We start from the raw sequence: 12,146 nt of genomic DNA, 5'->3' as shown, positions 1-12,146 counted from the left end.
ATAATTAAGAGCTATGCGTATTTAAAAAATATCTCCGTAGCGCCGTAACCGTACCTGGGATGATATTCATTCACAAAGTTATCTACCTCCGGGGTTTGCCGCAGTATATGATGCAGCTCGTCGCGCAGCTTGCCCTTACCCAGGCCGTGGATCACGATCATGCTGGATTGACGGTGTGAAATAGCCAGATCCAGATAACGCTGAAATTCATTCAGTTGTATCGCCAGGATGGCAATATTGCTTAAGCTCTTCCAGTCCTCTTCCAGCTTTTCTATATGCAGGTCCAGTTCGTACTTGGGTTCCAGTGGGGTATCCGCTGCCACCTGGATGGTGCCCGGCGACAGGCGGCCAAGGTCTGTTGCGTCAAACCCGGCGGTTGTAGCCGCGTGCTTTTCGGGGTACTTCTCAAACAGCGGAAAGCTCAGCATGGCATCCCGCCGTATCCGCAGATCATGCAGCTGGTGAAATACCTGTTTGGGCTTGATCTTCCAGCTCTTTTTAAAAGAAGGCGCCAGTTTGGGATCGGGATCTTTCAGGGAGAAGGTGAATTCAAACCGCGGACTGTCATTCAGCGATTCAAACAGCAGATCAGCGAGGTAAAAATTATTGAAAGGCAGTAGTTCGTTCTTGATCTCCAGGTCCAGCTGGTTCTTCAGCCATATCTGGAAATGAAAGCGATAGGTACGCTGGGTTTCATTCAGCAGGTGGAATTTCAGCAGCTGTATCTGCTCTTCCATATCCTCCTGCTGGTATACGGGCAGCATGGAAAGAAATACGCCCTTGTCTGTACGAAAATGCTCATGCTTCTTTTTCTCCACAGGTATCTCGTCTCCGGGTATCATCTTACGCGGAGCCGCAACAGGGGTCTTTTTTTCGGTAAAGCGGTAAAAATAAGGGAAGTCTATCTGATCCAGGTACACGGGGAAAGTGATGTTACCTACTTCCACCATTACCATTTCGTGGTTCACAATGTCAATTACAGTGCCCTCCTCCTTGGAATGCAGCAGTATTATCTTATCTCCTATTTCATATTTCATGATGGCATTCTCTCCACTGACAATTTAAATATACGATCCCAGCTTTTAACTGATTAACAATCCCAAAGCTAAAGTCTAAAATCGTAAATCTAAAATCAGATTGCCCTCCCCAAAATACCTCAATTAGGATGCCTGCGCATATATGCATCAAGGGAAACGGGGCCGCCGCCTTCTACCAGGAAGAAGATCAGCAGAAACAGGACAATGATGGAAAGGCCGGGCTGCGTATATACCGTGAACAATCCCGTTGGGGAATGCACGAATAACACAGCACCCAATAAAACCGGTATGTTTGCAATAACAGCCACTCTCGTTAGCAATCCCAGGGTGAGCAATAATCCGCCTGCCAGGTGGGCAAATACAATGTAATGCGCCAGCCAGAAGGACATTACCGTGAGGAACGGGCTTTCATCGATCAGAGCGGTCAGCGCGTCCCTGTTCTGGATGAAGATCACACCCAGATAGAAAAGGAACATGCCTAATCCTATCCGCACAAAATCTATCCATTTCGGATGATGCCGGTCGCCCCAGCTTTCAATTCGCTGTAGCAGATTCATAACATTAGGTTTTAAGATCAATCAAATCAATCAAAGAGCTTAACCTAATATACGAAAAAAGTTTGAGGTTTGAGGTTTGAGGTTCGTTAAAGGTTACAGGTTCAGTAGCAGCCTGCTATCCTGCAGCTGTTGAACACGTCAGGCAGGGGGCCCGTCTTTAACTTCAAACCTCAAACGTCAGACTTTCGCCAGCTTACTGTTCCGGTAACTATACCCAAAATAGATCATGAGCCCCACCAGCAGCCAGACCGCGAATACGATCCAGTTCTTGAGACCCATTTCGGTCATCAGGTAAAAGCAGCTGAGCAGGCCCAGCACCGGGATAAGCGAGAGCTTACGGGTAAAGGAGAGTACGCTGATCACCACCGCTACGATGGTAAATAAAAAGAAGGGAATATTATGTTTCCACTCGTCCCAGCCGTCGGCAAAAGACCATTTCTCTGCCAGGGGAGCGCGGAAAACCAGTATAAAAAGGATGATCAGGCCAGGTACGATCCACTGCCCGTTGATATACGGCAGCTTGAAACGGCCGCTCACGCTTTCTTCCCTGGGCAGTACCAGTACGCCGCCACATACCAGGATGAAGGCAAACAGTGTACCGATACTGGTCAGATCCGTGACAATGGTCAGGTTAAGGAACAGGGCCGGAACGCCCACGATAATGCCCGTAATGATGGTGGCAAAGGAGGGCGTTTTGAAACGGGGATGTATCTTGCTGAAGCGTTTAGGCAGCAATCCGTCGCGGCTCATGCTCATCCAGATACGGGGCTGCCCTATCTGGAACACCAGCAGCACACTGGTAGTGGCGATCACCGCACTTACGGAAATGATATATCCGATCCAGGGCAGCTTTACCGCGTCAAACACATAAGCCAGGGGGTCAGCCACTTTCAGCTGGGTAAAGGGCACCATCCCCGTCAGCACCAGGGCGATCAGCACGTACAATACAGTACAGATGATCAGGGAGTAGAACATGCCCTTGGGCAGATCCCGCTGGGGATGCGTACATTCTTCCGCCGTGGTGCTCACCGCGTCAAAGCCGATATAGGCAAAGAAAACGGCCGATACCCCCCGCAGCACCCCCGAAAAGCCGTTTGGCAAAAAGGGATTCCAGTTCTCCGGGTTTACATAGAATGCGCCCAGCACAATCACGAAAACAATCACCAGTATCTTGAAAGCCACCATCATATTGGCGCTGCGCTTGCTTTCCTGGATGCCCACATAAGCCAGCCAGGTAATAAATACCACGATGAGGAAGGCAGGCAGGTTCAGGATGATGGGGATGCCGGCAATCCGGGGCGCCGCCGCCAGCGTTTCTGCCGTGGCATTGTCGTAATTGCTGGTCAGCCAGGCCGGGAATTCCATGCCCAGGCCCCGCAGCAGGTTATTAAAATAGCCGCTCCAGGAAATGGAAACGGCTATGTTACCAATGGCATATTCCAGGATGAGCGACCAGCCTATCACCCAGGCCGCCAGCTCACCGAATGTTACATATGAATAGGTGTACGCGCTGCCGGATACCGGTACCCGGGAAGCAAATTCCGCATAACACAATGCTGAAAAACCGCAGGTGATGGCCGTGATGATAAAGAGGATGGACACACCCGGACCACCGTGGAAGGAAGCCTCCCCGATAGTAGAGAAGATCCCGGCCCCGATAACGGCCGCAATCCCCATGGCTGTCAGATCTTTAACTTTTAGTACCTTACGGAGTTCACCAGTTCCGTGACCATCAGTAAGCCCTTCACGGGCATCTTTCAGTATAGTGGATAACGACTTCCTGCGGAATAACGAATTAGACAAAGCAAGTTCAATTTTGGTGAATGTGCGAATATAAGGATTTCCCTATCATTGCTGACGGCTCAGTAAAAAATCCGCCAGTTCCTTCAGGGGCTTTTTCCGGGAAGAGATCACCGCAATGTCCTCCAGGTTGTTAAAAGCCTGCTGCTGGAAACGTTCCTTCTCTTTTTCCGCCCAGGCATCCACCTTACAGTCATGGAACAGCTGCAGCACCTGGTCTACCTTATCGTCCGGCGAACTGCCCAGCAGCTCCTTCAAACGGGTGAGCTGCGCCGGGTTGCACAGTTCCAGGGCCTTCAGCAGTAAGAAGGTCTTCTTGTTGGCCAGGATATCGCCCCCCTGTTTCTTGCCGAATTTTTCCGGGTCGCCAAAAGCGTCCAGGTAATCATCCTGTATCTGGAAAGCGATGCCGATGTTCCTGCCAAAATTATAGAGGTGAGACTGGTTACCCTCGCTGCCGCCGCCGATGATGGCGCCCATTTGCAGGGATGCCGCCAGCAGTACAGAGGTTTTGAGGGCAATCATATTAACGTAGTCGTCGTAGTTTACCTGGCCCGGTTCCATCCCTTCCAGGTCCATATCCAGCTGCTGTCCTTCGCACACCTGGATGGCTGCCCGGTTAAAAACGCTGAGCAGCTTATGCTTATAACGGGCCTGCACTTTGTTCAGATGCTCATATACATATACCAGCATCACATCACCGGCCAGTATGGCTGCCGGATCTCCGTAGATGGTATGCACGGTAGGATTGTTCCTGCGCAGCGGCGCCCTGTCCATAATATCGTCATGAATCAGGGTAAAGTTGTGGAACAGCTCTACGGCATTGCCTGCATGCCAGGCGTCTGCATGGATTTCATCGAACAGTTCATTCCCCATCAGCGCCAATACGGGCCGTATACGCTTACCGCCGATCTTGAGGATATGCGATGCTGCATTATACAAAGTTGCCGGCTGCTGCGGAAATTGCTGTTCATCAAATTGTTTTACAAATTTTGCAATGAGTTCTTGAAAGGAATGCATGGTGTAATATGAGATGTCGTCTGTTTTATTTATTTGCGCCTGGTTTTCTGCGCCCGCCCCTTAGCCGCCGGCTTTTCCTTGCGGGCTCTTTCTTTTTTAGCTTTCGCCGGCTTACCGGCTTTACCTGATGGCGCCAGTTCTTCGGCAAGATCGTAATCCAGCTGCCGTTTGGCCATGTTGGCCGCCAGCACCCGGATCATCACTTTGTCGCCTATACGGAACTTGCGGCCCGTATGCAGGCCAATGAGCGCATACTCACTTTCATCGTGTTTGAATTCGTCTTTGGCCAGCAGGTTGTGGATGCTGACCAGGCCTTCGCACTTGGTGTCCACCGTTTCTACCCAGAAGCCGAAATGCGCCACCCCGCTCACCACGCCCTCAAAGGTCTCGCCGATGAATTGCTGCATGTACTCCACCTGCTTGTATTTGTTGGCGGCGCGTTCTGCATCCATGGCCTTGCGCTCCATTTCAGAGCTGTGTTTGCACTTCTTCTCCATCTGCTTGTCAGGCTTGATATCACCGGCCAGGCACTGGGCCAGTACGCGGTGCACCAGCACATCGGGGTAACGGCGTATAGGCGAGGTGAAATGGCAGTAATGCTCAAAGCCCAGGCCGTAGTGCCCGATGTTATCCGTGGTATAGATAGCTTTGGCCATGGTACGGATGCCGATGGTTTCGAGCACATGTTGTTCCGGCCTGCCTTTCACCAGCTGCAGCATTTTGTTGAAGGAGCGGGCGATGCTGTCCGGGTTATCCAGGTCAAACTTATGCCCGAACTTGCGGGCAAATATGGAGAACACCTTCAGCTTTTCCTCGTCCGGCGTGTCGTGCACGCGGTAAGGAAAAGGTACAGACTGTTTATTGATCTTTATTTTGGAGACATACTCCGCAACGGTACGGTTGGCCAGCAGCATAAACTCTTCGATCAGCTGATGCGCCTCCTTGCTTTCCTTGATCACGATGCCAATGGGACGGCCGGTTTCATCCAGCTGGAAACGTACTTCCTGCGAGGAGAAATTGATGGCGCCTTCGTCAAAGCGCTCCCTGCGAAGCTGCTGTGCTATTTTGTTCAGCAGCAGTATTTCTTCCTCGTAGGGACCTTCCCCGTTTTCGATGATCTCCTGCACTTCTTCGTAAGTGAAGCGGTGCTTGGAATGTATCACGGTGCGGCCCAGCCAGTGATCCTTGATCTCGCCTTTTTCATTCATCTTGAATACGGCGGAGAAGGTGAGCTTATCTTCATGTGGCCGCAGGGAGCAGAGCTCGTTGGAGATCTTTTCCGGCAGCATGGGCAGCACGCGATCCGGCAGGTAGACGGAGGTGGCCCGTTTGTCGGCTTCCTTGTCCAGCGCGGTATCCGGCAGCACATAATGACTGACGTCTGCAATGTGCACGCCTATTTCATAATAGCCGCCTCTGAGCTTTTTGATGGAGATGGCGTCGTCAAAATCTTTCGCATCTGCCGGGTCGATGGTAAAGGTGAGCTGTTTACGGAAATCCTTTCTTTTTCGTATTTCCGTGGTGGTTATCTTTTCACTGATCCGGGTCAGTTCGGTGATCACCTCGTCGGGAAAATTTAGCGGGAAGCCGCTTTCCACGAGGATCTCCTTCATGGCGAGGTCGTTGGTATCGCTGGCGTCCAGGATCTCCACGATCTCCCCCACCGGTTTGCGGGTCTTTTCGCCCCAGGCCACGATGCGCACCACGGCTTTATCGCCGGTTTTGGCTTCGCCCAGCGCATTGGCGGGAATGTATATATCGGGAACAAAGGCCCCCTTTTCAGGTACCAGGAATGCAAATCCCTTGTTCACATCCAGGGTGCCGGTAAATTCTGTCTTTTTTCGTTTAAGGATGTCGGTTACCATGCCTTCCATGCGGCCGGTGGACTTGCCCTGTTGACGGATCACGTTCACCAGCACTTCATCACCGTCCAGCGCGGTATTCAGGTTTTTCTGTTTAACCAGGATATCTTTGCTCAGGCCCTCCACGATTACGAAGGCCATTCCCGAACGGGTCACCTCCACAAGGCCCCGGAAACTTTGCTGCGGGCTTCCGCCGCCTTTCTTAGGTCTTTTCTTTTTTGTCATCTCATGTCCCATTAAGTGAATGCCTTACGTAGCTGCCCCTTCTATGTAGTCAAAAATATAATTATTAAACGAATAACCTTCCCCGAAAAGAAAAGATATTTCCACCGGTATCACGGCCATTTGCAGTCCAAGCTCCTCCAGGCGGGGCTGCAACAGGTGCAGGCGTACCGCATCTTTTTCTGTGGTGACCACCACTTTTTCATCGCCGGGCAGGCCCTTCAGTTCCCGTGCGATCTTCTCCAGGTCGTTATTACTGTAGTAGTAATGGTCCGGGAAAGGCAGCAGGAACACTTCCTGGTACTGGTCCTTCAAATGCTGTACCAGGGGAGACGGTCTGGCAATACCGCACACCAGCAGTACGGAGGCGTTTGCTGTAGCGCTCACCGGCTGTCCGCTCAGCATTTCATACAATGCGCCGTACTGCAGGCAGGTAAAGAAAAGGCGCTGATGCGGCAGCGGCGCTATTTCACGTTCCAGGGCCTGCTTATCGGCTGCTGTCATATCAGCCGGGCATTTGGACACGATGATGACATCGGCCCTTTCATAACCCTTACGGCCCTCCCGCAGGCGGCCAAAAGGCACTACGTGGTCGCGGGTGAAGGGACGGTTATATTCTGTAACGAGGATGTTCTTACCTGGTTTGATGGAGCGGTGCTGAAAAGCATCATCCAGCAGGATCACCTGTGTTTCCTGCCGTTCGCGGAGCAGCTCCGGTACCGCCAGCATGCGCTCCTCTCCTACGCAAACGCTGATATCCGGGAACTTCTGGTGAAACTGCATGGGTTCATCGCCCAGCTGGGCGGCGGTGCTGTCTTCATCTGCCAGGAAAAAGCCCCGTGTTTTACGGTTGTAGCCGCGGCTCAGGGTGGCCACCGCATAATTTTCCTTCAGCAGGCGTATCAGGTATTCCACATGGGGTGTTTTGCCGGTGCCGCCAACAGAGAGGTTGCCCACCGCGATCATGGGAATGTCGAAACTCACGGCGGTGAGGGTACCGCTGTCGTATAGGCGGTTACGTATCCACATCACCAGTCCGTACAACAGGGAGAAAGGATATAGTAAAATTTTCAGGTATTGCAGTGCTTTCATGGTATGTTGGAAAAGTGATAGATTTTTTCAGGTGTAATCACGGTATGCAGCGGCACATCCCGTGGGTCGGTATCCGTGATGCGGTCTACCGGTTCAAATAAAGACAGGCCGATGGTGCGTACGCCGGGGCGGCATTGTTTCAGGAAGCGGTCGTACATACCTTTGCCATATCCTACGCGCTGCCCGCTGTGGTCAAAAGCCAGCAGCGGAACAAATACCAGGTCCAGCATTTCGGGCGCTATCAGCGAACCGCCCGCCGGTTCCGGTATGCCGTATTTGCTTTTGACCAGGATGGTATGTGGTTCCCAGAGATAATGCTCCATTTCGCCGGTGGCCAGGAACGCTTTTGCCAATACCAGTTGCACTGCAGGATGGGTGCTGCGCAGCCATTCTATGATAGGCCAGGTGTTCACTTCCTTCTTTTCTGTGATAGGCAGGAAAACATGCACCCACTGCACCTTGCTGAAGTCAAGCTCCCGGATTTTATACAGCAGGGCCTCATTGCGCGCGGCGGCTTCCTCTTCAGGAAGATTTAAGCGGCGTTCAAGGAAATGTTTTCGTATGGACGTTTTAGTTTGCAAGTGAAATGAATAGTTTAAGTGTATGTGGAGCGGGACTTGAGCACCAATCTCCCCGCCTGCTCTTTCACAAACGCCTTATCTACCCGTTGCGCCTGATCAATCCTTCCTAATTTCCTATACCCGCTCCATTTCACCACTTCATCCTCATTGGTATGATAATCCCCACTGAATATCCAGCCCAACACCGGTATACCGCTTTGCTGCAACACTTTTGCCGTCAGCAATGCATGATTGATACTTCCCAGGTAGTTCTGCGCCACGATGATCACCTCCGCCTGCAGCTGACGGATCAGCTCCAGTGTGAACACGTCTTCGTTCAGGGGCACCATCAAACCACCGGCGCCTTCTATCACCAGCGGGCGATCTGCCGGTTGTATGGCCTCCGCCTGCTGCAGGATGGGCTCCACTTCAATACGTACCTGCTCCAGCCGGGCCGCCAGGTGCGGCGAAGCAGGCGCTGAAAGGCAATATACTTCTTTATGACATACTGACACCGCATTTGACAGCAGCCCTTTCACCGTATCAGTGTCCGTACCATCTTCCAGCCCCGTTTGTACGGGCTTCCAGTAATCCGCCCGCAAAGCCTCTGTAACACAGGCCGCTGTAAGCGTTTTTCCCACGCCGGTGCCTATACCGGTGATGAATATTCTCTTCCGCATAACGCGGCAAAGATAGCGGATGATAAATTACCGTCGTACCTGCTAATCCGCCCGCTCCGATTTTTTCCCTTAAATTCGCCGGAGTTAACACTACCATATGAAGTTTTGTAATAACATTCTCGAAACGATAGGAAACACCCCGTTAGTAAAACTGAACCGCGTTACTGCAGCCTTGCCCTGCCCCGTTTTTGCCAAGGTGGAATTCTTCAACCCCGGCAACTCCATTAAAGACCGCATGGCGGTAAAAATGGTGGAGGTGGCCGAGCAGCAGGGACTGCTGAAACCGGGCGGCACCATCATTGAAGGCACCTCCGGCAATACGGGTATGGGACTCGCGCTGGCGGCCGTGATCAAGGGTTATAAATGCATTTTCACCACTACCGATAAACAATCCAAAGAAAAAGTGGATATCCTCAAAGCGGTAGGCGCAGAAGTGATTGTTTGTCCCACTAACGTAGAGCCGGATGATCCCCGCTCCTACTATTCCGTGGCACGGCGCCTGTCTCAGGAGATCCCCAATTCTTTCTACATCAACCAGTATGATAACCTGGCCAATCGCCAGGCCCACTACGAGCAAACCGGTCCTGAAATATGGGAGCAGACAGAAGGAAAGATCACCCACCTGGTGGTGGCCACAGGTACGGGCGGCACTATCACCGGCGCAGCACAGTACCTGAAAGAAAAGAACCCGGCCATCCAGGCATGGGCCATCGACAGCTATGGCTCCCTGCTGAAGAAATTCCACGAGACCGGCGAGCTGGATATGAGCGAAGTATATCCCTACATCACAGAAGGCATCGGCGAAGATTTTGTGCCGCAGAACTACGACATGCGCCTGATAGACCGCTTTGAAAAGGTAACCGATAAGGATGGCGCTATCATGGCCCGCCGCATCGCCAAGGAAGAAGGGATATTTGTGGGATATTCCGCCGGCTCTGCCATCTCAGGCCTGCTGCAGCTGAAACAGCACCTGAAACCAACAGACCTGGTAGTGGTGGTGTTCCACGACCATGGCAGCCGGTACGTAGGCAAGGTTTATAATGATCAGTGGATGATGGAACGCGGCTTCCTGGACGTAAAAACCGTGAAGGACATCGTGAACGCCCGCCGCAATCTGCCCCTGGTGACCATCGGCGCAGAAGAAAAAGTAAGCGACGCCATCGCCAAAATGAAGAAATTCGAGATCGAACACATCCCCGTACTGGCCAATAACGAGATCATCGGCGCCGTATCAGAAGGGGGCCTCTTCAGCAGGCTGATAGATGATGTAAACCTGAAAGACGCCCAGGTAAAACAGGTGATGCAACCTGCCTTCCCGCAGGTAGCCATGGAAACGCCTATCGAAAAGCTCTCCGTTTACATCAATAAGGAAAATGGCGCCGTGCTCACCAAAGACGAAAGCGGCAGCTATCACATCGTCACCAAATACGATATTATCCAGGCGCTGGGAAGCTAAGCAGGAGATGGAAGTCCGCACGTACATAGACCAGCTGCAAAATACGGTGCACATCCCTTATCCGCCGCAGCGGATCGTGTCACTGGTGCCCTCGCAGACCGAACTGCTCTACCACCTGGGCCTCGATGCCGAGGTGGTGGGCATCACGAAATTCTGCATCCACCCGGAGCAATGGTTCCGGCACAAAACCCGTATAGGAGGCACCAGGCAACTGCACATAGAACAGATCAAAGCCCTGCAACCAGACCTGGTCATCGCCAACAAGGAAGAAAATGCACAGGAGCAGGTGAGGGCCCTGATGGCAGATTTCCCGGTGTGGACCAGCGACATCCGCTCCCTGCCCGATGCCCTCAGCATGATCCGGGAAATTGGGGTGATCACCGGCCGTGCGGAACAGGCCCTGCAGCTAAGCGCCGACATCAGCCGGGAGTTCAGCCTGCTGAACGAAAGCGTAGCCCGCAGCACCCGTCCGCCGCAGGCCGCCTATTTTATCTGGCGGGATCCCTGGATGGTGGCCGGGGGCGATACCTTTATCCACACCATGCTGGAGGCAGCCGGTTTGCAGAACATCTTTTCCGGTATGCAGCGTTATCCCTCCATCAGCCTTTCCCGGCTGGCCGAAGCCTTTGCTGCGGTACCACCCGCCAGCCAGTTTGTGCTGCTGTCTTCAGAGCCCTATCCTTTTAAGGAAAAGCACATCGGCGAGATCCGTGCCTGTTTGCCCGAGGCCCGGGTATTGCTGGTAGACGGGGAAATGTTCTCCTGGTATGGCAGCCGCCTGCTGGAAGCCCCGGGGTATTTCAGGCAGTTGTTTTCCTGATGGTTTCTTCGTTTTTATTTCGTGCTCTCCGCATCTTACCCTCATCTTCCCTTCGTGTTTTCAATGCGCTTTCTTAGTGTTACTTTCGTGCTATCCACACTAAAAGCGTATACAAGCTTAGGTAAAAGCGCATGATAGTATAGTAAAAGCGCATAAGATCTTCGTAGTGTCTTGCATCCGCACCCCGGTAAACTCCCCGGATAAGTTATAAATATCGTATCGATAACGTATAGATAACGTATCTCTATATAGGGCTACTATATTAGTACTATATGGGTACTATATCTGTACTATATCCCCGGGTTGGGAAGGAGCCGGAGTGGGATCGGGGTGGGAGCAAACTGCATAAAGCGGGCAACCCTTCTGCTGTTGTGCCCGTAAACATATTACAAAGCAACTGTTTATTCTTCCAAAGCATATTTCACACTAAACCTGCAACTTTATGGAAAGAAGGGAGTTCGTCAATAACCTGGGCGTGGTTTTAGCCCTGGCCTGCGCCGGTGGATTAGCCGCCTGTAGTAAGAACAGCGCAGATGCGCCGGGTCCGGGGGGCGGTGGCGGAGGTTTTTCTGCTAACCTGGGGTCTGAATTAACCAACATCGGCGACTATAAGATCGCCGGCGGCGTAATCGTGATCCGGGTGGCTGCGGGCAACACACCGGCTGCTTTCGCCGCGCTCTCCAGCACCTGTACCCATGAGGGCTGCACCGTTGCCAGGTTCAACAGCGCTACCAACCTGGTAGAATGCAATGCGCCCTGCGGCCATGGCAGCCGTTACACTACCAGCGGCGCCGTGAATACCGGTCCGGCAACCGTAGCGCTCGCTCAGAAAACCGTCGCTATCAACGGCAGTACGCTGACTGTAAGTTAAATCGTAAAATTCCAAATCCCAAATTCCAGATTCCAAAGTGGGGAGGTGCCCGGAACAGATTTAATTGATCTGTTTGGCACGGTCTCCTTACTTTGGAATTTGTTTTTCGGGATTTGGAATTTGGATATTGGAATTTGGTATTTGGGATTTGGGATTTGGAATTTGGGAT

The 12,146-nt window shown here is 52.3% G+C and carries 11 protein-coding genes; 3 read left to right on the top strand and 8 right to left on the bottom strand.

Annotated elements, in window-relative coordinates; genetic code table 11:
- Nucleotides 1-11: 11 nt before the first annotated feature.
- From Q0577_RS08175 to bioD, 8 genes are all read right to left on the bottom strand, one after another.
- On the bottom strand, nucleotides 12-1,037 hold the full coding sequence (locus Q0577_RS08175; RefSeq protein WP_298734665.1) for a Smr/MutS family protein: 1,026 nt from the start codon (nucleotides 1,035-1,037) through the stop codon (nucleotides 12-14).
- A 119-nt stretch (nucleotides 1,038-1,156) separates the two neighbouring features.
- Nucleotides 1,157-1,594, bottom strand: a complete 438-nt coding sequence (locus tag Q0577_RS08170) for a DoxX family membrane protein (protein ID WP_298734662.1) — start codon at nucleotides 1,592-1,594, stop codon at nucleotides 1,157-1,159.
- A gap of 177 nt (nucleotides 1,595-1,771) precedes the next feature.
- Nucleotides 1,772-3,397: an amino acid permease gene (locus Q0577_RS08165; protein WP_298734660.1), complete on the bottom strand. Its 1,626-nt coding sequence runs from the start codon at nucleotides 3,395-3,397 to the stop codon at nucleotides 1,772-1,774.
- A 45-nt stretch (nucleotides 3,398-3,442) separates the two neighbouring features.
- Nucleotides 3,443-4,414, bottom strand: a complete 972-nt coding sequence (locus tag Q0577_RS08160; RefSeq protein WP_298734658.1) for a polyprenyl synthetase family protein — start codon at nucleotides 4,412-4,414, stop codon at nucleotides 3,443-3,445.
- Between the two features lie 29 nt (nucleotides 4,415-4,443).
- Nucleotides 4,444-6,501 (bottom strand): ribonuclease R, encoded by a 2,058-nt coding sequence (rnr, locus tag Q0577_RS08155; protein ID WP_298734656.1) that lies wholly within the window; start codon nucleotides 6,499-6,501, stop codon nucleotides 4,444-4,446.
- A gap of 24 nt (nucleotides 6,502-6,525) precedes the next feature.
- On the bottom strand, nucleotides 6,526-7,590 hold the full coding sequence (gene lpxK / locus Q0577_RS08150) for a tetraacyldisaccharide 4'-kinase (RefSeq protein WP_298734652.1): 1,065 nt from the start codon (nucleotides 7,588-7,590) through the stop codon (nucleotides 6,526-6,528).
- Nucleotides 7,587-8,171 (bottom strand): 5-formyltetrahydrofolate cyclo-ligase, encoded by a 585-nt coding sequence (locus tag Q0577_RS08145; protein ID WP_298734649.1) that lies wholly within the window; start codon nucleotides 8,169-8,171, stop codon nucleotides 7,587-7,589. Before Q0577_RS08145 ends, lpxK begins: the two co-directional genes overlap by 4 nt.
- Before the next feature lie 14 nt (nucleotides 8,172-8,185).
- A complete protein-coding gene (gene bioD / locus Q0577_RS08140) occupies nucleotides 8,186-8,830 on the bottom strand; it encodes a dethiobiotin synthase (RefSeq protein ID WP_298734646.1) in 645 nt (214 codons plus the stop codon).
- Nucleotides 8,831-8,927: 97 nt separating this feature from the next.
- Between bioD and Q0577_RS08135 the strand changes: the two genes are divergently transcribed.
- From Q0577_RS08135 to Q0577_RS08125, 3 genes are all read left to right on the top strand, one after another.
- Nucleotides 8,928-10,286 (top strand): pyridoxal-phosphate dependent enzyme, encoded by a 1,359-nt coding sequence (locus Q0577_RS08135; protein ID WP_298734641.1) that lies wholly within the window; start codon nucleotides 8,928-8,930, stop codon nucleotides 10,284-10,286.
- Nucleotides 10,287-10,293: 7 nt separating this feature from the next.
- Entirely contained in the window at nucleotides 10,294-11,106 is an 813-nt protein-coding gene (locus Q0577_RS08130; protein ID WP_298734639.1) for an ABC transporter substrate-binding protein, read from the top strand.
- 442 nt (nucleotides 11,107-11,548) lie between these two features.
- Complete coding sequence (locus Q0577_RS08125; protein ID WP_298734636.1) at nucleotides 11,549-11,977, top strand: Rieske 2Fe-2S domain-containing protein; 429 nt, start codon at nucleotides 11,549-11,551, stop codon at nucleotides 11,975-11,977.
- Nucleotides 11,978-12,146: the final 169 nt, after the last annotated feature.

This window comes from uncultured Chitinophaga sp. (assembly GCF_937898475.1).
Lineage (GTDB): Bacteria > Bacteroidota > Bacteroidia > Chitinophagales > Chitinophagaceae > Chitinophaga.
The sequence above is the reverse complement of the archived record's forward strand: the minus strand, read 5'-3'. Positions and strand labels throughout refer to the sequence as shown.

What these genes read in the sequence shown, in the direction of transcription:
- Q0577_RS08175 (WP_298734665.1), bottom strand. Translation starts at nt 1,037, where the DNA reads ATGAAATATGAAATAGGAGATAAGATAATACTGCTGCATTCCAAGGAG.
- Q0577_RS08170 (WP_298734662.1), bottom strand. Translation starts at nt 1,594, where the DNA reads ATGAATCTGCTACAGCGAATTGAAAGCTGGGGCGACCGGCATCATCCG.
- Q0577_RS08160 (WP_298734658.1), bottom strand. Translation starts at nt 4,414, where the DNA reads ATGCATTCCTTTCAAGAACTCATTGCAAAATTTGTAAAACAATTTGAT.
- rnr (WP_298734656.1), bottom strand. Translation starts at nt 6,501, where the DNA reads ATGACAAAAAAGAAAAGACCTAAGAAAGGCGGCGGAAGCCCGCAGCAA.
- lpxK (WP_298734652.1), bottom strand. Translation starts at nt 7,590, where the DNA reads ATGAAAGCACTGCAATACCTGAAAATTTTACTATATCCTTTCTCCCTG.
- bioD (WP_298734646.1), bottom strand. Translation starts at nt 8,830, where the DNA reads ATGCGGAAGAGAATATTCATCACCGGTATAGGCACCGGCGTGGGAAAA.
- Q0577_RS08135 (WP_298734641.1), top strand. Translation starts at nt 8,928, where the DNA reads ATGAAGTTTTGTAATAACATTCTCGAAACGATAGGAAACACCCCGTTA.
- Q0577_RS08130 (WP_298734639.1), top strand. Translation starts at nt 10,294, where the DNA reads ATGGAAGTCCGCACGTACATAGACCAGCTGCAAAATACGGTGCACATC.
- Q0577_RS08125 (WP_298734636.1), top strand. Translation starts at nt 11,549, where the DNA reads ATGGAAAGAAGGGAGTTCGTCAATAACCTGGGCGTGGTTTTAGCCCTG.